This window comes from Cycloclasticus sp., from assembly GCF_019090545.1.
Lineage (GTDB): Bacteria > Pseudomonadota > Gammaproteobacteria > Methylococcales > Cycloclasticaceae > Cycloclasticus > Cycloclasticus pugetii.
The window spans coordinates 75580-97112 of record NZ_JAHRVT010000025.1 but is presented as its reverse complement, the minus strand read 5'-3'; the positions used below and the strand labels follow the sequence as shown (position 1 = coordinate 97112).

Sequence of the window (21533 nt, the reverse complement as noted above, 5' to 3'; positions counted from 1 at the left end):
ACTAATATATGAGTCGTTATCGACCTCCTTCACCACCGAAATCTGCCTATATTACCAAAAAAGGCTTTGAACGCTTACAAGCCGAAGAAAAGGATTTGTGGCTAAAGCGTCGCAGCGTTGTCGCAGCTTTATCAGCCGCAGCCGCCGAGGGTGATCGCTCTGAAAATGCTGAATATATTTACCGCAAAAAAGAACTGCGTGAAATCGACCGACGTATCCGATATTTACAAAAACGCCTGCCCATTCTTAACGTTATTCATGAAAAACCAAGCAACTTAGACAGCGTATTTTTTTCCAGTATTGTTACCCTAGAAGACCTTGATGGCGAAGAAAAAACTTATCGCATTGTAGGCCCAGACGAACTGGATCACCAACCCCACTACATCAGTATGGACTCCCCAGTTGCCAAGGCTTTATTCAAGAAACAACTCGATGATGAAGTGACCGTTACCACACCTGCTGGCAAAATAACCTACATGATTACTAGCATCGATTATGAATAATTCTTTATGCCCTTGCGGTTCGGGTCGATTGTACTCACAGTGCTGCGCACTTTTTATAACCGCATCATTAATGCCTGAAACAGCTGAACAATTGATGCGTTCAAGGTTTACTGCTTTCTATTTCAACGAACACCCATATTTAGTCAATACGCATCATCCAAGCCAACGCGAAGCCAATGAATTAACAAGCTTACAAAACAGCCAAGAAACAAGCCATTGGATTAAGTTAATCATCCATCAAGTAAAACACGGTGATAAGCAACACCAAACGGGCCAAGTTGAATTTTCTGCTTTTTTTAACGAAAACAATGAATTTTTTGAGTTACGCGAAAAGTCACGATTTATTAGAGAACAAGACCAGTGGTATTACCTTGATGGAGAGCCCAACATTTACCGCACCAACCTTAAGCTAAAAAGAAATGATCTATGTTGGTGTCAAAGTGGCAAAAAATTTAAACACTGTCACGCATTATAAAAAATTCATTTCTCTTGATTCTTCAGTCAATCAGCGCATAATCAGCATATATGTTTACTACCATGAATAATGAGTACTCATCCTGACAAAGGCTTAACAACGAGCCATGAGAACTTATTTACGTTCCATCTGCTCGATAGTATTACTATTCCCACTTTTGCCATTAACACCCAGCACGAAATAACACACTGGAATAAAGCACTTGAGAAAGCCACCGGCTTTCTAGCTGTCGATATGATTGGCACTAAAAAACAATGGAAACCGTTTTACCCAAACCCTCGGCCAACATTGTCAGACCTTATTATTGAAGGCGCAAAGGATGAGTCCGTTGAGCGTTTCTATACCAATAAATATCATCGGTCTAACGTGTTAGACAATGCTTTTGAAGCTGAAGATTTTTTTCCAACCATAGGCTCCGGTGAATGGTTACTTTTTTCTGCGGCGCCCATATTAAATGCCAACCACGATATTATTGGAGCCGTTGAAACACTGATTAATATTAGTGAGCAAAAACACAGTGAAAAAAGACTTTTCGATAACCAACAAAAATACCGAGAACTCAGCACGCTGGACGATTTAACTCAACTGTATAACGCACGACATTTCTTTTCAGAATTTAACAGCGAGGTCAGTCGTTGCGATAGGTATCGACAGGTTTTATCCATCTGCATGTTAGATTTAGACGACTTCAAACAGGTTAATGATACCTATGGTCACCAGTTTGGCAATACTGTGCTAACAGGCTTTGCAGACATCATCAAAGAAAACATTCGTCACGTCGATGTAGCCTTTCGTTATGGTGGTGAGGAGTTTGTTATTTTATTCCCCTTTGTTATTGCAAATAAAGCAGCGATTGCCGTTAAAAAAATTCGCACCCAGCTAGCACAGAAAAACTTTGTAACTGACGAAGGCAAAACCGTTAACATCACGGTAAGTGCAGGCGTTGCTACCTACCTAACAAAAGAGGGCGCTAACAGTTTTATTAAACGAGCAGACAAGGCTATGTATCAAGCTAAAGAAAATGGTAAAAATCAAGTTGTTATTGCCAAATAAGCAACTCACTTCATTACTCTACGTCGCTATGATTAAACACATCGTTTTATACTCCTTACGCTATGTTGAAACAGCGCAAACAAAAGAAAACTTTAAAACTGAAACCGCAATTAAACGTTATGTTATACAGCATTCTCTGAGCATCAAACGCTTAGCCCTTTTATCAGCTAACTATCACTCGCCCCTAAACCCATTAATAATGAAACTGACTAACAATGAATGCTGACGACTTTGGCTTATGGGCTATGCTGGCCTTTTGGGGTAGCGCCATTGGCGGTATATTTTTAGCTATTCAATGGGCCAGCAAGAAAGGCAAAAAAAGCCCCGCCCCACGTGATGTGATGATTAAATCACTCGACAAGCGGCTAGCTGAAGGTGAAATAACTGCAGAAGAACATCAACGGCGAATGAATGAATTATGAGCGTTTAAAGCGGTTTTTACCCTACCCACTTTCTCGCATTTCTAAACATTCTTAACCACGCGCCATCCTCACCCCACTCTTCTGGTGACCAGCTATTTTGTACCGTTCTAAAGCAACGTTCTGGATGCGGCATCATAATTGTAAAACGGCCATCATCTGTTGTTAGCCCGGTAATGCCTTGCACTGACCCATTTGGGTTAAAGGGAAACTGCTCTGTCACGTCACCATCATGATCAATGTAACGCAACGCCACATGGCCTTGCTCATCAGCCTTAGTATATTCTACCCGACCTTCACCATGCGCCACGGCTACAGGCACTTGTGAACCTTCCATACCCGATAATAAAACAGAAGGTGATGGTTGAATTTCTACCATCGCTACTCGCGCTTCAAATTGCTCAGACTCATTTCTAACAAAATGTGGCCATGCTTGCGCACCAGGAATCAATTCACGCAAATTCGACAACATTTGACAGCCATTACACACACCTAAGCCAAACGTATCGCTACGGTTAAAGAAGTCACTGAAGGTTTGACGTGCATGCTCGTTAAATAAAATAGATTTAGCCCAGCCTTCACCAGCACCTAAAACATCACCATAAGAAAACCCACCACACGCTGCCAACCCTACAAACTCTGCAAGGTCACGTTGACCCAAAATCAATTCACTCATGTGAACATCAACAGATTCAAAACCAGCTTTATCAAAGGCAGCCGCCATTTCAACATGACCATTCACGCCTTGTTCTCGTAGTATAGCCACTTTTGGTCGAGCCTTAGTTGCTGTTAACTCGGCAACGATGTTTTCTCTTGGATCAAAACTTAATTCACTAAATAAGCCCTTATCCGCATTATTGGTAATTCGCTCAAACTCTTGTTGAGCACAGCTTGGGTTATCCCTTAATGCCTGAAGTTTATAGGATGTTTCTGACCATGCCTGTTGCAACTTCGCCCGCGACTCTTCAAAAACGGTCTCCCCGTTTTGCGTAACAATGATACGTTGAAACGTATACGCCGTACCAATAACACTGACGCAATCTGCCAATCCTTGTTTATTAAAGGCGTCTATTACTGAAGCTTCATCTGTTTTGGATACTTGAATAACAGCGCCAAGCTCTTCATTAAACAGGCTGCTAAGTAGATCGCCTTCAATATCAATAATAACCCCACAGCGACCAGCAAATGTCATTTCACATAAGGTTGCCCATACACCACCATCCGAACGATCATGGTAGGCCATCAGCTGACCCTTTTCATTAAGTTGCTGAACCGTATTGAAGAAGGCTTTAAATGCTTTAGCATCATCTAAATCGGGCACCGATTCACCCATCATCTGCTGGGTTTGCGCTAACACCGAGCCACCCATACGGTTTTTACCTGCACCCAAATCAATCAAAATTAAACTGTTATCAATATCTGTTTTTAACTCAGGGGTCAGTGTTTTACGTACATCGTTTACTGGTGAAAAAGCCGTAATAATTAACGATAGTGGTGAGCTGACGACTTTTTCTGCCGCATCTTCTTTCCATGCCATTTTCATCGACATTGAATCTTTACCCACTGGAATGGCTAAACCCAAGGCTGGGCACAGTTCCATACCAACGCTTTTTACCGTATCAAATAATGCTGCATCTTCACCTGCTTCACCACAAGCAGCCATCCAATTGGCTGACAAACAAACTTCATCTAAACCACGAATATTTGAGGCTGCAAGGTTAGTTAAGGCTTCACCAATGGCCATGCGCCCCGATGCAGGCCCATCGATAACGGCCAACGGAGTTCGTTCGCCTAACGCCATAGCTTCGCCCGTGTAATGATTAAATCCACTCGTTGTGACCGCCACATCAGCCACTGGAATTTGCCACGGCCCGACCATTTGATCACGCGCAACCAGCCCCGTTACTGAACGGTCTCCAATATGAATAAGGAATGATTTATCAGCAACCGCCGGAAAGCGTAAAACTTGATATGCCGCCGTTTTTAGGTCAATTGTGCTTGCATCATAAGCCGGCACATTACATTGAATATGCTCAACCGAGCGTTCCATTTTGGGCGGTTTGCCAAATAATAATGACATCGGCAAATCAATTGCTCGGTTATTAAACAAGCGATCATTAAGAACTAATTGCTCTTCTTGAGTTGCTTCACCAATGTGCGCGTACAAACAACGTTCTCGTGCACATAATGCTTTAAATTCTTCTAACCGATCTGCCTTTAGCGCAATAACATAACGTTCTTGTGATTCATTACACCAAATTTGCATCGGCGATAAACTGCTATCTGCACATAAGATATCACGCAATTCAAAGCGACCACCCAAATCACAATCATGAATGATTTCTGGTACCGCGTTAGATAAACCGCCCGCACCTACATCATGAATAGAAATAATGGGGGTTTTTTCGCCCATCGCATTACACGCTTCTATCACCTCTTGGCAACGGCGCTGCATTTCTGGGTTTTCTCGTTGCACGGATGCAAAGTCTAAGGCCTCAGAACCTTCGCTGGAGGTTTGTGATGACGCCGCACCGCCTCCCAAACCAATCAACATCGATGGACCACCCAATACTATAATCGGTGAGCCCGGTTCTATTTTTTGCTTTAAAGCATGCATCGGACGGACTGAACCAACACCACCTGCAAGCATAATTGGTTTGTGATAACCACGCGCTTTTAGGCTGTTTTCATTTGGCACATTTTGTTCAAAGGTACGGAAATAACCGGTTAAATTTGGACGTCCAAATTCATTATTAAACGCCGCCCCGCCGAGTGGGCCTTCCAACATAATATCAAGCGCTGAAGCAATCCTCTCTGGCTTGCCAATGCTTTGCTCCCATGGTTGTGAAAACTCAGGAATATTTAGGTGTGATACGGTAAAACCCGTTAGACCCGCTTTAGTGCGTGAGCCTCGCCCAGTCGCCCCTTCGTCACGAATTTCACCGCCAGAACCTGTTGCCGCACCAGGGTAAGGCGAAATGGCTGTTGGGTGATTATGCGTTTCTACTTTCATGAGATACGGCACATGCTCTTCAACAAACTGATATGAACGACTTTCAGGGTCACGAATCATCACATCTGCGTCACTACCCTCTGCTACTGCAGCATTATCGCTGTATTTAGAAATAATGCCTTTTGGGCTGTGCTTGGCCGTATTTTTTATCATACCGAACAAGGTTTCTTCTTGTTCATCACCATCTATCGTCCAATCTGCATTGAAAATTTTATGTCGACAGTGCTCCGAGTTTGCCTGAGCAAACATCATCAATTCAATGTCATTAGGGTTTCGACCTAGGGCCGTGAAATTGTCAACCAAATAATCAATTTCATCGCTTGATAAAGCCAACCCCATTGTTTTGTTAGCCGCTACTAAGGCCTGCTTACCTTCTGACAAGATATCAACCGATGCCAAGGTGCCGGGTTCTGCATGAGCAAACATATCATCTGCCCGCTCCCCTTGTTTTAAAACCCGCTCTGTCATCCTGTCATGAAGTTGCTCAGCGACTTGAGCGAGTTGCTGCTCGTTAAGGTCACCTTGCACATAATACGCAACACCTCGCTCAAGTCTCTTGACTTGATCCAATCCACAATGTTGTGCAATATCGGTGGCCTTACTAGACCATGGTGATAACGTATTCGCGCGTGGCACAACTAATAAACGTTCACCCACGTGTTCAACCCCGTCACTCTTGGGTCCGTATGTTAAAACACGCGTTAACGTTTCTAGCTCACTATTCGATAGTGTCTGTTCAATATCAACAAAATGAATAAATTCCGCACTAATATCAGTGATGTGTGGAACAGATTGTCTGATTTTTGTTAAGAGTCGTTGTTTACGAAAAGCAGATAGTGCTGTGCTGCCAATAAGTTCAAGCATGTAGAGTCTCGTTACTTTTAATGTTTGTTGTTAGGTTGCGCCAAGCCATACCCATCTCTTGATCAATCACTTCTAACCAAGCTCGGTCGCATTGTATCGCCTTGCTCACGCTATCTAAAACGAGATCATGGCTATTGTTCTTTTCACTGACGTGAGCCAGTACTAAATGTTGTAATGTCGCTGTATTCAGGTGCTGTAATAATTCAATCGCTTGTTGATTATCCAAATGCCCCCAATCACCCATCACCCGTTGTTTTAGCGACTCTGGGTAGACACCATTCAACAGCATCTCTCGGTCATAATTACATTCAAGTATCAAGGCGTCGCAGTCATTCAACACATCAACCATATGCTGGGTTATCGACCCCGTATCGGTCATAACACCGAGTTTCAAATGATTCGATTTAAAAACAAATTGTGTCGGCTCGCGTGCATCGTGCGGCACTAAAATAGGTTCGACTGAAATATCCCCTAATTCAAAGGGTTTATGACTATTAAAGCACTGTACTGAGTCAAAATTTTTCATCATCGCCGCGGTGCCATAACTGGCCCAAACAGGGATATTGTAACGACGAGCGTATCGAGCAACACCACCCACGTGATCGCCGTGTTCATGCGTTACAAGAATAGCGCTAACATCACTACCAGCAACGCCTAAGCGTTGCATCCTTTTATCAGTTTCCTTGATAGAAAACCCGTTATCAATCATCAACAAGGTCTCGTCAAACTGGACGAGCGTTGAATTCCCTCGGCTGCCGCTGCCTAGGGAGGCAAACCTCACGGTGCTAACTGGGCTAATAAATCAGTCAATAGTGTTTGAGAGGTAGCGTTATCAATACGATTTTTTTCTTCATCTAAAACACGCACTGTGATGCCATTTTCGGCTCGTTGTAACTCAACCACATACACATCAGTCTCTGCTTTCTTCCAAAAAGAAAGACTAGACAACATACTGCTCGAACCACTATTTTTTGCAATATTCAAATAGACCAAACTCGTTTGGCGATTCTTGTCTTCTATGTCGTAGTTTTTCTCTTCTAACGCAGAGATCGTTTTACGCCAAGCATTTCGTAAACTATCGCGCACAAGTAAATGACTATCCACCCCATCTTGTATTAATTCAGCGCTGGGTTGACTCTCGTTTAGCGGCGTTGTTTGAACAACATTGCTATACGCTGAGGGACTAACATTATTATTGTTTACACCACCATCATATTCATCCTTAATCACGCTGCCCGATAAGTCAGGCGGCACTTCAAGCGAAGGCAGTTCGTGCGCTCGCTTATACGCTTCTCGTTGATCAACAAACACTTCATCGACTGAAGGCATCATGCCGCATGCACTTAAAACAGCCATTAACATTGCTATTAAAATCAATTTAACCATTACGTTTATCTTCATTATTTTAATTTTTAATACGTTTATTGAGCAGCCAGCATCGCTTTTTTAACAACCTCTTCACATTCTGGACTTAACCAAGTCATCGGCAAACGGATACCTTTTTTGATAAGGCCCATTTCACTCACAGCCCACTTCACTGGGATCGGGCTCGACTGAACAAATAAATCACGATGTAAGGGTTGAAGCGTGGCATCTATTGCTTTTGCAGCCTCGGCATCACCGGCTAATGCTTTCATACACATTTGGTGGTTTTTTGCTGGTGCGACATTACCTGTAACTGTAATAGAACCCTTTGCGCCCATTAAAATTAACTCACATGAGGTCGCATCGTCGCCAGAATAAACTGCAAAATTTTCATCACTTAAATCAATTAATGCTTGCCCAATGGCCATGTCACCCGTAGCGTCCTTAACCCCTATTATATTGGGGATATTTTTTAATTTAGCCACCGTTTCAGGCAACATATCACAGGCAGTTCTGCCCGGTACATTATATAAAATTTGTGGAATATCTACTGCTTCTGCAATCGCTTTAAAATGCAACACCAAGCCCTCTTGTGTTGGCTTATTATAATAAGGCGTTACTAATAAACAGGCGTCCGCCCCTGCCTGCGCGGCGCAACGTGTCAAGTCGATCGCTTCGGTTGTTGAATTTGCACCGGTGCCAGCAATAACAGGAATACGACCGGCTGCAATACGGACAACCTGACGAATAAAGTGACAATGCTCTTTTTCATTCAAGGTCGCTGATTCACCGGTTGTACCCATCGCCACAAGGGCATCGCTACCCTGTTCGATGTGAAATTCAACCAATTTATTTAAACTCTCTTCGTCAAGCGACCCATCTGCATGCATGGGGGTGACGAGTGCAACAATACTGCCTTGAAACATAGTTGAATCCAATTTAAACGGAAATTTAACGACTATCTTAAAGACCTTTCTTTAAGATAGTCTCGATCAGCAGGATATTATACATACATCAATGCTACAACTAAAAAACAGTCTGCTAAAATACTTCCAATTTCAATAAATTTTTATAAGGTTATTAATCATGGACACCGTAACACTTAATCAAACCGTTCCTGAATTTTCTTGCACCACAACAGCTGACGAATCATTAACGTTGAGCAGCTTGGCAGGTAAAAACATCGTCATTTATTTTTACCCTAAAGACAACACACCTGGCTGCACACAAGAAGGGCAAGATTTTCGTGATCACTACGAAGAGTTTCAAGCGGCCAACACCGAAATTTTTGGTGTTTCACGCGATTCCGTTCGCGTTCATACCGGCTTTAAAACAAAACACAATTTTCCATTCGAGTTGATCAGCGACCCTGATGAGTCTTTATGCAAATTATTTGACGTAATTAAGCTAAAAAAATTATACGGCAAAGAGCACATGGGTATCGAACGCAGCACGTTCATCATTAATGCCGACGGCGTACTCACCCACGAGTGGCGTAAAGTTAAAGTCAAAGAACATGTCACCGAGGTCTTAGCCGCTGTAAAGGCTTTAAATACTTAAAACCGAAACAACGGAACGACTTTTTCTACTCCAGCCATGTCATTCACAAACCGCGTTGCTTGCTGCGCGGTTGATTGACTTAACTGGTCACCTAATAGGTATACATAGCCATCGGACACCACCACTTTAATTGTTTCTGCTTTATCAATAATCGATGCATGCAAAAGCTTATTAACAATGCTGGCGCGAAGTAGATCATCGTCACTTCGAGCCACTTCGCTAATTGGCGTGGACACCCTCACCTCATTATAGAAACGATTCACCGTACTACACTCTTCTGCCATTTTTAAATTAAAACGACGACGATCGTTCGCGGCCATTTTAGATGCTTTCTCGCCACATACTTGGGCATTCGAAGGTTCCACATGGTTAACATCGCCTTGTGTCCATTGTAAATGTGCCTCGGACAACACCACGCTCAACACCTTATTTTTTATTTCTTCTGTCGCTGCTTGACCGGCAATTAATACCGAATTTCGATTACGTGACACAACAATATGCGCTCCTTCACGCAAAGTTTTATTACGTAATAATGCCGAATCTACTTTAAATTCAAACGCAGCATCCTTTAATTGACCCTCTATTCCTGTCGCATTATCTTCAAAAAGACGGTCAGAAATATCTGATAATTCAAATGCATGCACCGTTGTGGCAGCAAATAATAATGTGCAAAAAGTAAGTTGGAGCAATTTCATGAGGATCCTTTTTAAAATTAAATTATTTGATTGGGCTATCAAGCACATTATAACGAGTGGGCCACGCCACTAAAACTGCTTGAACTAATGTAGCCAACGGAATTGCAAAGAAAACGCCCCAAAAGCCCCATATTCCACCAAAAAATAAAATGGCCACAATAATGGCAACAGGGTGAAGGTTAACAACCTCGGAGAATAACAGCGGCACAAGAACATAGCCGTCTAGCGCTTGAATAATTAGAAAAATACTTGTCAGGTAAATAAATTCATTTCCCCATTTCCATTGAACATACGCAACTAGCACCACAGGGATCGTCACGACGGTAGCACCGACATACGGCACCAATACAGATAACCCGACTAAAAAGCTTAGAAGCATTGCATAGTGCAAGCCCACTAAATTAAACGCGATAAAACAGACCGCCCAAACAATTAAAATTTCCCAAACCTTGCCTCTAACATAATTAGCAATTTGCTCATTCACTGTTGACCAAACTTCTATTGTTAAACGTCGATTGGTGGGCAAAAAGCTGGCAAACCATTGTGAAATTTCTGCCTTGTCCATTAAGAAAAAGAACACCATCATCGGCACTAAAAGCAGATAAACAATTAACGCCACAACATTTAAGACCGAGGCGGCTGAAAACGACAATAAATTTTGCCCGTATTTAACCGCTTCTGTACTGACTTGATCAAAAATTAATTTAACCTGAGCTTCGGTAATAAAGTTTGGGTACTTTTCAGGCAAGGCCGTAAATAAGTGAACCCCCTGATTTAACATATTGGGTAACTGTTGAGCCAATTGAACTGTTTGTATGGATAACAAAGGAATCAGCCCAAATATCATATAAGACAACAGCGCCATAAATAAGCTAAACGAACTGATAACCGCTAGCTTTCTGGACAAGCCCAAAAATTGGAATTTAGCAACAACCCCTTCCAGTAGGTAAGCTATCACTATACTGGCCAACACTGGTGATAACAATTCACCCACCCAGAGAATGGCTAACAACCCAAATAATAAAGTTCCTAACAAAGCCAAAGCTTCGGGATTTGTCAGCACTCGATTAAACCACTGTTTTATATTTTCCATATCGCATCAAAAATTTAGTTACACCCAACAACCCCAGACATCCTACTGATCATCCCACACAATTGATCAACATAAACCAAATGGATTTATTCGTTGACTACCGACTGATGCCGACCCCTTATATCATAACCTGTTTTTAGCCATCTCATCGCCAGCAGCACATAAATGCTAGAAGATACCGCCGTTACGATTATTTACGCAGTTTTCTTTCTGTTTTATTCTCCTTATACCCAATAGCGCTTTTATTGCTGTCCTTGCAAATTGCATAAGGCTTTACAAGCAAACAAAATATGGTGACACTTGCTGCATTATTATCACCTTATTTGGCCCATGTCCTCATCTTCTAAGAAAGTTATCTACGCGGCGCTCATTGGCAACAGCCTCATCTCCATTACTAAATTTATTGCTGCTTTCTACTCGGGTAGCTCTGCTATGCTCTCTGAAGGTATTCATTCGCTGGTCGACACGGGCAACCAAGTGCTACTGTTACACGGTTTAAAAAAGGCCAAACAACCTGCTGACAAACAATTCCCTTTCGGTTACGGCAAAGAAATATATTTTTGGAGCTTTGTCGTCGCCATCCTTATTTTTGCGGTTGGCGCGGGTGTTTCTATATATGAAGGTATTCACCATATTATTGCCCCCACACCAATGGGCGACCCAACGCTAAGCTTTTGGGTCTTAGGCCTAGCCTTCGTTTTTGAAGGTGTCGCATGGTTTTTTGCCTTAAATGAATTCACTCGCAGCAAGGGCAAATGGGGATACCTTGAAGCCGTACAGCGTGGCAAAGACCCGTCTATGTTTGTTGTATTATTTGAAGACTCTGCTGCCATGCTCGGCCTGTTGATTGCCTTTCTAGGCATAGCTGCCTCTTATTACACTGGCAACCCATTATTCGATGGTATCGCCTCTGTCATTATTGGCTTAATTCTAGCAGGAACTGCCATTTGGCTTGCTTACGAAACTAAAAGTTTATTGATCGGTGAAAGTGCTAATCCAGAGTTAGTCAGTGATATTCGACGTATTGTTAGTCATTATGACACTGTTGAGTCGATTCATGAATTACTCACCATGCATATGGGGCCAGACTTCATTATAGCGACGCTAAACGTCAACTTTAAAGACGACCTATCAACTGGCCAACTAGAACAAACCATTGCCAACATGGATTTGCAGATCAAACAAAAATATCCGCCTGTTAAACGCGTGTTTATTGAAGCACACACCATCAGCTCATCAGTAACCAAAACCCCGCAGCGTTAAGTTTATCGCTGCTTCCTAAAATTAATTTGCAACAGCAACCCCCCGACAATAAGCGCCGCTCCTAGCCCTAAAGTCATGGTAAACGGCTCACCAAGCCATATGGTTGACGATAATATCCCCATTAATGGCACCATTAGCAAGCCTAGCGAAACAGTCATCGCCGGTAAAATTTGCGTTGCCCTTATGGATGCCCATTGAGCCAGCGCCGTCGCCAGCATGCCGTTATATAACAAAATAAGCACCAACTCAGCACTCCAAACAACAGCTTGTGTATTAGAAAACCAAGCGTAGGGCACCACGATCAGTAAAGCCACCATAATTTGCCAGGGCGTTAACTCCAGCACACTGCCTTTCCATTTATGTTGTCTAATATGCAAAATAGATATTGCCCAAACCATCGCCGCCACTAACAATAATATATTGCCCTTAACCACCGAGGCATCATTCCAATCAAAACCTAATGGGTTAAACAGAATTAATAGACCGCAAATTCCAACAGCTGCCCCGACCAACTTTATTCGCGAGACCGGTTCTTTTAAAACAAAATAGGCGCCAGGCGTCACCCACAATGGCGTGGTATAAGCCAGTAACGCGGCCCTTCCAGCATTCACCTCAGTTAAGCCCATATTTATTAAGGTTACAAAGACAGCAAACTGCATCACCCCGACACCTAAAACAATAGGAACATCCTGCCGATGCGGCCGTTTTAAACGTCCCAAGAATAAAAGTAAAACCGAAATAGTAACCAGCGCTATACCCAATCGTGCAGCCGCGAACCAAAGGGGATCTATCGACCTTAAACCAATTTTTATAATCGGCCAATTTACCCCCCAAATAATCACTATTAAGATCAATAAAACCCATGCAGAAGATAATAATTTATTCACATTCTTGGCCCATTTAGAAAAATACAATATAGCATTACATAATGCTCCTCTATAATGTGAATCACCAATCAATATTGAGGGCGACATGACCAGATTATCTATCACGTACCCAGAACACACCTTATTCAGTTGTACGTTACCTGTTCGCATCGGCGATATTAATTACGGCCAGCATCTAGCACACGACAAGCTCATTTCAATGCTGCATGAAGCTCGCGCCCAATTTTTTATCCACGTTGGCATGCAAGAGTCAAACATTGCTGGCTTGGGCATCATCATGGCCGATTTATCTATCTGCTACCAAGCTGAAGCTTTTCACCCTGACCAGCTAAACATCAACATTGCCATAGAAGACCCAAGCCGTTGCGGCTTCAATATGCTCTATCAAGTCAGTAAGAATAACGGGGAAACCATTATTGCCACTGCGAAGACAGGCTTACTGTTTATGGATTACCATAAGAAAAAAATAAGCGCCATGCCTAAGGAGTTTAAACAGCTCATCGACCCGGACTTATAAAAACACATACCCGTTATACAGGCATTCTTTAGCACGTCCAAAACGCTTAGAAATGGCAAAAATAACGCAAAACAACCCTATTGCTAATATACGTTACAATACAATTGTTCATCAAGAACCTAATCATTGACTACTGACTACATTAAAAACTAATTTGTTAACTCAACATAAACCAACCACTTACACATTACACGAACTCGGTTTATCTGCCGATAAACTTGACCGCCACGCTGTTTCAATTACTGACCGCTTGGTTAAAGCAGGCTTTGAAGCTTATTTAGTTGGCGGTTGTGTTCGCGACTTATTATTAGGACTACACCCTAAAGACTTCGATGTTTCCACCAATGCCGAACCTGAAGAAGTCCAAGCGCTATTCAAAAACTGCCGATTAATTGGCCGCCGTTTTCGGCTCGCACATATTCATTTTGGTCGCCATATTATTGAAGTAGCGACTTTTCGCGGGCCTCACGTTAAACACGATAAAAATGACAGCCATGCTCATCGAGATGGCCGCCTATTGCGTGATAATGTTTATGGAACCTTAGAAGAAGATGCTTGGCGCCGTGATTTTACCGTTAACGCGCTGTATTTAGACCCTAAGAAAAAGACCGTTATTGATTACGTTGGCGGCATTAAAGACCATCAAAATAGAGTCTTACGGCTAATGGGCGACCCTGTCACCCGCTTTAAAGAAGACCCGGTAAGGCTCCTTCGCGCTGTTCGGTTTCAAGCAAAGTTAAACTTTCAAATAGAAAACGACACCGCCGCACCTATGCTCGAAATGGCACCGTTGCTAAAAGATATTCCTTCTGCTCGTTTGTATGATGAAACACTCAAACTTTTCCTCAATACAGACGCAAATCAAATTTTCGACGCACTCCGTCAATATGGTCTATTTGAAGCGCTTTTCCCGCAGACCGACTTATGTCTTAAAAAAGCTACTTCTGATAAACCACTTGGGCTTCTTAAACAAGCCATGAGCAACACAGAAACCCGCTTAAAGAATCAGCAACACGTCACCCCTTATTTTTTATTGGCCACCTTGCTCTGGGAACCTGTCCGCCGGCTTATTGAACAAAACAGGTCATCATTCAGTAATGATACGCAGGCCATTCATGCAGCAGCCAATGAAGTCATTGCACACCAGGTTAGCCGACTAGCTATCCCAAAGCGGATGACCACACCCATGCGTGAGGTTTGGGCTTTGCAACCACGCTTTCATAAGCAAATTGGCGTGCGATGTTTGCGCTTTTTAGAACATCCGCGCTTTCGTGCGGCTTATGATTTTATGCTATTAAGGGCGCAGTACGGAGAGGTGGATGAAAAAATTGCCGATTGGTGGACTCATATCCAAACACTAGACCCTACTGAACAAAAGCTAATGACACGGCCCAATCAGTTCAAACATAAAAGAAAATCACGCAAGAAGCCCCCTAAACCAAACAACACTGAGCTTTAACGTGCAACACTCTGTTTCCGCCTATATTGGATTGGGTAGCAATTTATCAAACCCTACGCAGCAAGTACTAACGGCTATTGAGCGCATTAAGCAACTAAAAAACTGCTCGCTTGAGTTGGTCTCCAGCTTGTACCAAACGCCCCCGATGGGGCCTCAAGATCAGCCTGACTACACTAATGCTGTGGCTAAAATCAGTACCTCGCTTACGCCCTATGAGCTATTAAATTCATTACAAGCCATCGAAAATCAACACGGTAGAACACGGGACTCGGGGCGTTGGGGCGCAAGAACATTAGATTTAGATATATTGCTTTATGATGCACTGGTTTCTCAAGACCCAGAACTGACACTCCCTCACCCTGGGATCGCTTCTAGAGCTTTTGTTTTATACCCATTAATTGAACTAAACAAAGATCTCAACATCCCTACCTTAGGCCCTGTTCAAACCTTAATAGACAAGTTGAATGACAGCGCACCCACACGTCTCGATTCAGCCAAAATTTAACCGATGATGGCTTGAAACATATCGTCGTATCGTGCAAAGTTCTCTCCTCTCTCATAGAAAGCATTAAACCTTGGATAATCACACTTTAGAAACCGCTCACCCACCCAAGTTCATTGCTGTTGAAGGCCCTATTGGCGTCGGCAAAAGCAGCTTAGCGAAAAAACTTGCAGCAAGTTTTTCGTGCGACCTCGCGCTGGAAAAAGCCGATGAAAACCCCTTTTTAGAACATTTCTATACGCACACCAACCAATCCGCATTACCCGTTCAACTGCATTTTTTAACGGAACGAGCAAAACAATGGAACGAATTAAGCCAAAATGAGCTTTTCTCAACAGGTGTTGTGGCTGATTTTATGCTCGAAAAAGATCGTTTATTTGCGAAGCTCACCCTAACGGATGAAGAGTACAAATTATATGATCAAATGTATCAATCACTTGCCATACAAACAACAAAAGCCGACTTGGTCGTCTACTTACAAGCCCCCGTTAATACTTTACAATCTAGAATAAGAAAACGCGGCATTAAGCACGAAAAGAATATCAGCGGAGAGTACCTACAAAAACTCTCCAATGCTTACACTGAATTTTTCCATCATTATGATTCAGGGCCCTTACTTATCGTCAACGCAAGCGACATCAACCCTGTTGATAACGATGAGGACTACGAGCAACTGCTAAAACACATCTGCTCTACACGCGCAGGTCGCCACTATTTAAACCCCTTACCCATTTTATAACCCCTTTTTGAGATCGACATGAGCCAACATTCAAGCCATAAAAAAATCACCAATACCGACTTACTCACCATGAAAAAACGTGGCGAAAAAATTGTCAGCCTTACCGCTTATGATGCCAGTTTTGCGCATATTCTTGATAAAACGGGCGTTGAAATGGTACTGGTTGGAGACTCACTCGGCATGGTTGTCCAGGGCCAGTCAAGCACCGTTCCTGTTACAGTAGAAGAAATGGCTTATCACTCAAAAATTGTTTCACGCGGCTTAGAACGCGCTCTGTTGGTCACTGACCTACCGTTTATGAGTTACCCCGATCCTCATACAGCGGTTGATAATGCAGCTATTTTAATGCAGCAAGGCTACGCCAATATGGTTAAGCTTGAAGGTGGCCAAAAAATTCTCGACAGTGTTCAACATATTGTCGATCAGGGCATTCCCGTCTGCGGACACCTTGGGTTATTACCACAGTCGGTCAACCAATTAGGCGGGTATCGCGTCCAAGGTAAGGATGACACACAGGCAAACATAATGATTGAAGACGCTAAGTGTCTTGAACAAGCCGGTGCCAGTGCAATTGTTGTTGAGTGCATTCCTTCATCCTTAGCTAAAAGAATTACCGCCTCTGTTAGTATCCCTATTATCGGTATTGGCGCAGGTGTTGAGTGCGACGGGCAAGTCTTGGTCAGCTATGATATGTTGGATATTACTGCTGGTAAACGCCCCAACTTTAGTAAAGATTTTATGCTTGAGGCAGGTAATGTTTCAGCCGCCGTTAACGCCTATGTTGAAGCTGTAAAAAATAAAACATTCCCTGCAGAAGAACACTCGTTTTAACTATGCTTGTTGTAGCAACCATTAAAGAATTACAAAACGCCCTCTATAAACACCGGCAAGCAAATAAAAAAATTGCTGTCGTACCCACCATGGGGAACTTACACGAAGGGCACCTTGCGTTGGTTAAAACTGCTCAACAACACGCTGATATCGTTGTGGTAACCTTATTCGTTAACCCTACACAATTTGGTGCCAACGAAGACTTAGATAGCTACCCGCGTACCTTTCAAGATGACTGCGACAAGCTTGATGCGCTCAATACAAGCATTCTTTTTGCACCCAACATTGATGAAATGTACCCGTTAGGTGGCGATCAAACAACCCACGTACACGTTCCCAATATGACCCAAGTTTTATGTGGCGCTTCACGACCCGGGCATTTTGATGGGGTGACCACCATTGTGTCCAAATTGTTTAACATTACCCGTGCTGACATTGCTATATTTGGTGAGAAAGATTATCAGCAATTGGCCGTTATTCGTCGTATGGTAAATGACTTAAATATCCCCATCAAGATTATCGGAAAACCAATCGTTAGAGAACCTGATGGATTAGCCATGAGTTCTCGTAATGGTTACTTATCTGAAAAAGAGCGACGAATAGCCCCTCGTCTTCATCAACTTTTACAGACCATTAAACAAGAAATTATTGAAGGAAACCATGATTTAAATAGCCTAGAAAGTCATGCCATAACAGACTTAATCGAAGCTGGTTTTAAACCCGACTACCTACAAATTTATCAGCGCAACGAACTTAGGCCCGCCACTGAAAACGATAAAGAAATTATTATTCTTGCAGCAGCTTTTCTGGGTTCAACAAGGCTAATCGACAACATATACGTTAACCGTTCATAAGCATTATTAACCATGAAATATACGTTACTGACCCTTATACTTCTTCTCAACACCAGCCTTTGCTTTGCAGAAAACGCTGACTCTACAGAGCATGACAATGACCATCAGGTGGTCAGCGCAGAAGCCTTAGGCCTTAGTTCGCCAAGGGATACTTTTGCAACATTCTTGCACAGCATGAATGATATTAAACGTGGTCAGCCAGAAAAAATTAATAAGGCCATCAGCACACTAGATTTATCAGCTATCAACCCACTGGTTCGAGATGAAAAAGGCCGTGACCTAGCATGGATGTTACTTGAAGCCATTGATAAAACCCGCATCGTAAAGCTTGAGAACATTCCAGATAATAAATCAGGCCCTCCCTACGTCTTTGCTCAATACAAAAATGACACTATCAGTATTGTTAAGTCATACAATGATCGTTGGTTGTTTAGCCAAGAAACGCTTTCATCGCTCCCCAACATTATTGACCAACTTGCGTCTAAAAAAACCCTAAAAGTTGAGGATCAAAACGCACAGTTTATTCCTTGGCATATTCAATTTCGTCGGCAATTACCCGACACCCTTAAAACGCGCTCTTTCTTGCTTGAAAATTGGAAATGGTTAGGGGTTTTATTGTCTATCGCGCTCGGCGTTATCGCTGACAAAGTTGCCGCTTTCTCACTGCAATTAATGGTGTTAAATTTCCGCAGAAAAACTAAGACGCCGGCCTTCAAAGAAGCACCTGAAGATATGCTTAGGCCGTTGGCGATGCTCGCCATGGCTGCTATTTGGTGGGCTGGTTTAAACCTCCTTGCACTGCCAGAACAAGCAATGGTTATTTTATTGGTTGCCGTTAAAGTTCTCGCAGGCATTGCGGGTGTTTGGGGTGCTTATAGACTGGTTGATTTCGTCACTCTCTATTTACATTACCAAGCCAGCAAAACTGACAATAAAGTAGATGATGTTCTTGTTCCTCTTATTAGAAAAACATTAAAAGTTTTCGTCACTGTCATAGGCATTACCTTTATTGCTTCTAATTTAAATTTGAACGTTTCAAGCCTACTGGCTAGTTTAGGCCTTGGCGGTTTAGCATTTGCTCTGGCTGCAAAAGATGTCGTACAAAACTTATTCGGCTCGATCACGGTTATTCTCGATCAAACCTTCCATAATGGCGATTGGATCGTCGTTAACGATATCGAGGGCAGCGTCGAAGAAGTGGGGTTACGAAGCACCAAAATACGCACCTTTTATGATTCCCTTATTACGCTGCCTAATGCTATTTTTATCAATGCAAAGGTCGACAATATGGGTCAGCGCCGCTATCGCCGACTTAGCTGTAACGTAGCCTTAACGTACGATACACCTCCCGATAAAATTGAAGCCTTCTGCGAGGGTGTAAGAGAAATTATTAGACTGCACCCATACATGAGAAAAGATTATTTTCATGTTTACCTCAATTCACTGGGCGCCTCTTCGCTAGATGTTCTTGTTTATGTCTTTTGGGAAACACCTGATTGGAGTACCGAATTACGAGAGCGTCAGCGTTTTCTATTAGATATATTACGTCTGGCAAAAGCACAGCATGTTGACATTGCATTCCCAACACAAACCTTACATTTATTAACGCCAAACGATGTAGCTGACAATAGCAAAGAAAGCACGACAGTCCCTTCTGACTCTTCTATAAATACACTGTCAGAACAATTCAAACGCTCTGCAAAAGACATTGTTTCTCAATCGATAGACCCAGACAATAAACCCCCGCCAGTAAAGTTCTAACGAATATTTAAATTTTATAGCCCTATGATTTATAAAGAATTATTGCATATGCACATTATTGTTGATGAAAAACGACATATGAGGCATAATTCCCCTCCTATTTAGTCAATCTAGCTTATTTTTATGCGTTCTACGATGTTACAAACAAAGTTACATAGAGCTACTGTAACTCACAGCGAACTTCATTATGAAGGATCCTGTGCTATTGATGGAAGCCTACTCGATCTTTCAGGTATTCGTGAGTACCAACAAATTGACATTTATAATGTTAATAATGGCGAACGCTTCACTACATATGCTATTAGAGCAGAAGATAACAGCGGTATTATTTCTGTTAATGGTGCGGCTGCACGTCGCGCAACAGAAGGCGATATTTTAATTATTTGCGCTTATTCAGAATACAGCGAAGCAGAACTGGCTACCTTTAAACCTTGCCTGGTATACCTTGACGATAATAATGGCGTTAAAGAAACAAAAAACGCCATTCCTGTGCAGGCAGCATAGTTCAAACATATTAAGCAAAACCCGATGAGAGTTCACCGGGTTTTTTTATGCCTAATAAACAACTTGTACTTAAGCCTATAAGCGACCAATTTGCTTTTTAATAGGTTCTTTAACGGTTATCGCTCAACTGGAAACGCAAGCTTATTCCACGCCAGCATGCCACCTTTCATATTCTTAACATTATGAAACCCCAGCCCTTTTAAAATGGCGGCTGCAGTCGTACTTCTAGCGCCTGACCGACACACTAGGATAACTTCTTTCTTTTTAAGTGGCTCCAAATCTTCTATTACTTTAGGTAATGAGCGCATTGGCATTAAACGACTACCGGCTATATGCCCAAGCTCACCAGTGAACTCAGAGTCCTCTCTTACATCAATAATTACGCAGTTATCGGCTGTTTCTTCGAGTCGATTTTTTACCGCGGCGGGTTCCATTTGTAATACTTGATTTAACTCTGCAATCATTGGAAATTTAATAAGGTCATCATCGACCTCGCTTTGGTTGATCTGTAAAACTTCTTGAATTTTTTCAGGAAGTGGCAGGTTCAAATTATCCATAATCTCGATATATTCCTCGCGCGTTTTCCCCGCTATTCGCGGATTTGATGCCTTCTCTAAACCAACCGTTGTTTCTGTATTGCCACGGTAATCATGCGCAGGGAATAACAAGGTTTTATCAGGCAGAGTAAAAATTTTATCCGTAATAGAGTCATATTGATCACCAGCATTTCCACCAGCAAAATCTGACCGCCCTGTGCCTTGGATCAAAATAACATCGCCCGTTAAAACCCTGTCATCATTAACATAGAAACTAACGCTATCTGGAGTATGCCCCGGGGTATGCAGCACTTTAATATGTATATTACCAACCGTTAACTCATCACCATCAATATAGCGCTTATCTACTGTTGGTTGTGGTGATAGCTCATGCATCATCACAAGGCAGTTCGTTAATCGCCTAAGGGCTGTACAGGCTGAACGATGGTCGGCATGCGTATGCGTATCTGCGACAAATTTTAATGTAAGGCGGTGATAGGCTAATATCGCAAGGTAGCGATCTATATAGCTATCAACCGGGTCAATGATAGCGGCCTGCCCAGCATCTAAGTCCGCTATTAAATATGTCTTACAGTTGATATTATTTAATTCTTGAAAAAACATAACACAACCCCTTTTA

Annotated in this window: 22 protein-coding genes; 14 read left to right on the top strand and 8 right to left on the bottom strand. The window is 42.5% G+C overall.

Annotated features, from left to right (window positions below; translation table 11 throughout):
* Positions 1-8: 8 nt before the first annotated feature.
* From greB to KUG63_RS05100, 4 genes are all read left to right on the top strand, one after another.
* Positions 9-503, top strand: coding sequence for a transcription elongation factor GreB (gene greB, locus KUG63_RS05115; protein WP_015005257.1), 495 nt, complete (start codon positions 9-11; stop codon positions 501-503).
* Positions 496-978 (top strand): YchJ family protein, encoded by a 483-nt coding sequence (locus tag KUG63_RS05110; RefSeq protein WP_016389880.1) that lies wholly within the window; start codon positions 496-498, stop codon positions 976-978. Before greB ends, KUG63_RS05110 begins: the two co-directional genes overlap by 8 nt.
* A 69-nt stretch (positions 979-1047) precedes the next feature.
* Positions 1048-2031, top strand: coding sequence for a diguanylate cyclase (locus KUG63_RS05105; RefSeq protein ID WP_015005255.1), 984 nt, complete (start codon positions 1048-1050; stop codon positions 2029-2031).
* 215 nt (positions 2032-2246) lie between these two features.
* Entirely contained in the window at positions 2247-2453 is a 207-nt protein-coding gene (locus KUG63_RS05100; RefSeq protein ID WP_015005253.1) for an SHOCT domain-containing protein, read from the top strand.
* 16 nt (positions 2454-2469) lie between these two features.
* Here KUG63_RS05100 and purL read toward each other — a convergent pair whose 3' ends face one another.
* The 4 genes from purL to dapA are packed head-to-tail and all read right to left on the bottom strand — an operon-like array spanning position 2470 to position 8618.
* Positions 2470-6327, bottom strand: a complete 3858-nt coding sequence (purL, locus tag KUG63_RS05095; protein ID WP_287554295.1) for a phosphoribosylformylglycinamidine synthase — start codon at positions 6325-6327, stop codon at positions 2470-2472.
* Positions 6320-7108, bottom strand: a complete 789-nt coding sequence (locus KUG63_RS05090; protein ID WP_081651250.1) for an MBL fold metallo-hydrolase — start codon at positions 7106-7108, stop codon at positions 6320-6322. The genes purL and KUG63_RS05090 overlap by 8 nt, the downstream gene beginning before the upstream one ends.
* Positions 7105-7713 (bottom strand): outer membrane protein assembly factor BamC, encoded by a 609-nt coding sequence (gene bamC, locus KUG63_RS05085; protein WP_020933026.1) that lies wholly within the window; start codon positions 7711-7713, stop codon positions 7105-7107. The genes KUG63_RS05090 and bamC overlap by 4 nt, the downstream gene beginning before the upstream one ends.
* A 35-nt stretch (positions 7714-7748) precedes the next feature.
* On the bottom strand, positions 7749-8618 hold the full coding sequence (gene dapA, locus KUG63_RS05080; protein ID WP_015005249.1) for a 4-hydroxy-tetrahydrodipicolinate synthase: 870 nt from the start codon (positions 8616-8618) through the stop codon (positions 7749-7751).
* 160 nt (positions 8619-8778) lie between these two features.
* Between dapA and KUG63_RS05075 the strand changes: the two genes are divergently transcribed.
* A complete protein-coding gene (locus KUG63_RS05075; RefSeq protein WP_015005248.1) occupies positions 8779-9252 on the top strand; it encodes a peroxiredoxin in 474 nt (157 codons plus the stop codon).
* On the opposite strand, the gene KUG63_RS05070 is transcribed toward KUG63_RS05075, so the two are convergent.
* Positions 9249-9947 carry a BON domain-containing protein gene (locus KUG63_RS05070; protein ID WP_015005247.1) on the bottom strand — a complete coding sequence of 233 codons (699 nt, stop codon included), beginning with the start codon at positions 9945-9947 and terminating at the stop codon, positions 9249-9251. The genes KUG63_RS05075 and KUG63_RS05070 overlap by 4 nt on opposite strands.
* A 22-nt stretch (positions 9948-9969) precedes the next feature.
* Positions 9970-11040, bottom strand: coding sequence for an AI-2E family transporter (locus KUG63_RS05065; RefSeq protein ID WP_015005246.1), 1071 nt, complete (start codon positions 11038-11040; stop codon positions 9970-9972).
* Positions 11041-11370: 330 nt separating this feature from the next.
* On the opposite strand from KUG63_RS05065, the gene KUG63_RS05060 reads away from it, so the two are divergent.
* The gene (locus KUG63_RS05060; protein ID WP_020161810.1) at positions 11371-12303 is read left to right on the top strand and encodes a cation diffusion facilitator family transporter; all 933 of its coding nucleotides are present in this window, start codon (positions 11371-11373) and stop codon (positions 12301-12303) included.
* 2 nt (positions 12304-12305) lie between these two features.
* Here the strand turns inward: KUG63_RS05060 and KUG63_RS05055 are convergent, their stop codons facing one another.
* Positions 12306-13190 (bottom strand): DMT family transporter, encoded by an 885-nt coding sequence (locus tag KUG63_RS05055; protein WP_015005244.1) that lies wholly within the window; start codon positions 13188-13190, stop codon positions 12306-12308.
* A gap of 85 nt (positions 13191-13275) precedes the next feature.
* Between KUG63_RS05055 and KUG63_RS05050 the strand changes: the two genes are divergently transcribed.
* The 8 genes from KUG63_RS05050 (at position 13276) to panD (ending at position 20357) form a co-directional block, all read left to right on the top strand.
* Positions 13276-13707, top strand: a complete 432-nt coding sequence (locus KUG63_RS05050; protein WP_020933030.1) for an acyl-CoA thioesterase — start codon at positions 13276-13278, stop codon at positions 13705-13707.
* A gap of 154 nt (positions 13708-13861) precedes the next feature.
* Entirely contained in the window at positions 13862-15166 is a 1305-nt protein-coding gene (gene pcnB / locus KUG63_RS05045) for a polynucleotide adenylyltransferase PcnB (protein WP_015005242.1), read from the top strand.
* A 1-nt stretch (position 15167) separates the two neighbouring features.
* Entirely contained in the window at positions 15168-15671 is a 504-nt protein-coding gene (gene folK, locus KUG63_RS05040) for a 2-amino-4-hydroxy-6-hydroxymethyldihydropteridine diphosphokinase (protein WP_020933031.1), read from the top strand.
* A 70-nt stretch (positions 15672-15741) separates the two neighbouring features.
* Positions 15742-16407 (top strand): deoxynucleoside kinase, encoded by a 666-nt coding sequence (locus KUG63_RS05035; RefSeq protein ID WP_015005240.1) that lies wholly within the window; start codon positions 15742-15744, stop codon positions 16405-16407.
* An 18-nt stretch (positions 16408-16425) separates the two neighbouring features.
* On the top strand, positions 16426-17238 hold the full coding sequence (gene panB / locus KUG63_RS05030) for a 3-methyl-2-oxobutanoate hydroxymethyltransferase (protein WP_041932966.1): 813 nt from the start codon (positions 16426-16428) through the stop codon (positions 17236-17238).
* 2 nt (positions 17239-17240) lie between these two features.
* Entirely contained in the window at positions 17241-18092 is an 852-nt protein-coding gene (gene panC, locus KUG63_RS05025) for a pantoate--beta-alanine ligase (protein ID WP_287554291.1), read from the top strand.
* A 12-nt stretch (positions 18093-18104) separates the two neighbouring features.
* On the top strand, positions 18105-19853 hold the full coding sequence (locus tag KUG63_RS05020; protein WP_015005237.1) for a mechanosensitive ion channel family protein: 1749 nt from the start codon (positions 18105-18107) through the stop codon (positions 19851-19853).
* A 123-nt stretch (positions 19854-19976) separates the two neighbouring features.
* A complete protein-coding gene (gene panD, locus KUG63_RS05015; RefSeq protein ID WP_015005236.1) occupies positions 19977-20357 on the top strand; it encodes an aspartate 1-decarboxylase in 381 nt (126 codons plus the stop codon).
* 116 nt (positions 20358-20473) lie between these two features.
* Here the strand turns inward: panD and KUG63_RS05010 are convergent, their stop codons facing one another.
* Positions 20474-21517, bottom strand: a complete 1044-nt coding sequence (locus KUG63_RS05010; RefSeq protein WP_277642363.1) for an MBL fold metallo-hydrolase — start codon at positions 21515-21517, stop codon at positions 20474-20476.
* Positions 21518-21533 lie beyond the last annotated feature (16 nt).

Excerpts from the sequence above, each read along its gene's own strand:
- KUG63_RS05020 (WP_015005237.1), top strand. The coding sequence starts at position 18,105 with ATGAAATATACGTTACTGACCCTTATACTTCTTCTCAACACCAGCCTT.
- KUG63_RS05110 (WP_016389880.1), top strand. The coding sequence starts at position 496 with ATGAATAATTCTTTATGCCCTTGCGGTTCGGGTCGATTGTACTCACAG.
- KUG63_RS05010 (WP_277642363.1), bottom strand. The coding sequence starts at position 21,517 with ATGTTTTTTCAAGAATTAAATAATATCAACTGTAAGACATATTTAATA.
- KUG63_RS05050 (WP_020933030.1), top strand. The coding sequence starts at position 13,276 with ATGACCAGATTATCTATCACGTACCCAGAACACACCTTATTCAGTTGT.
- panD (WP_015005236.1), top strand. The coding sequence starts at position 19,977 with ATGCGTTCTACGATGTTACAAACAAAGTTACATAGAGCTACTGTAACT.
- panB (WP_041932966.1), top strand. The coding sequence starts at position 16,426 with ATGAGCCAACATTCAAGCCATAAAAAAATCACCAATACCGACTTACTC.
- dapA (WP_015005249.1), bottom strand. The coding sequence starts at position 8,618 with ATGTTTCAAGGCAGTATTGTTGCACTCGTCACCCCCATGCATGCAGAT.
- purL (WP_287554295.1), bottom strand. The coding sequence starts at position 6,327 with ATGCTTGAACTTATTGGCAGCACAGCACTATCTGCTTTTCGTAAACAA.
- KUG63_RS05075 (WP_015005248.1), top strand. The coding sequence starts at position 8,779 with ATGGACACCGTAACACTTAATCAAACCGTTCCTGAATTTTCTTGCACC.
- greB (WP_015005257.1), top strand. The coding sequence starts at position 9 with ATGAGTCGTTATCGACCTCCTTCACCACCGAAATCTGCCTATATTACC.
- KUG63_RS05105 (WP_015005255.1), top strand. The coding sequence starts at position 1,048 with ATGAGTACTCATCCTGACAAAGGCTTAACAACGAGCCATGAGAACTTA.
- bamC (WP_020933026.1), bottom strand. The coding sequence starts at position 7,713 with ATGGTTAAATTGATTTTAATAGCAATGTTAATGGCTGTTTTAAGTGCA.
- KUG63_RS05060 (WP_020161810.1), top strand. The coding sequence starts at position 11,371 with ATGTCCTCATCTTCTAAGAAAGTTATCTACGCGGCGCTCATTGGCAAC.
- KUG63_RS05100 (WP_015005253.1), top strand. The coding sequence starts at position 2,247 with ATGAATGCTGACGACTTTGGCTTATGGGCTATGCTGGCCTTTTGGGGT.
- KUG63_RS05070 (WP_015005247.1), bottom strand. The coding sequence starts at position 9,947 with ATGAAATTGCTCCAACTTACTTTTTGCACATTATTATTTGCTGCCACA.
- panC (WP_287554291.1), top strand. The coding sequence starts at position 17,241 with ATGCTTGTTGTAGCAACCATTAAAGAATTACAAAACGCCCTCTATAAA.
- KUG63_RS05065 (WP_015005246.1), bottom strand. The coding sequence starts at position 11,040 with ATGGAAAATATAAAACAGTGGTTTAATCGAGTGCTGACAAATCCCGAA.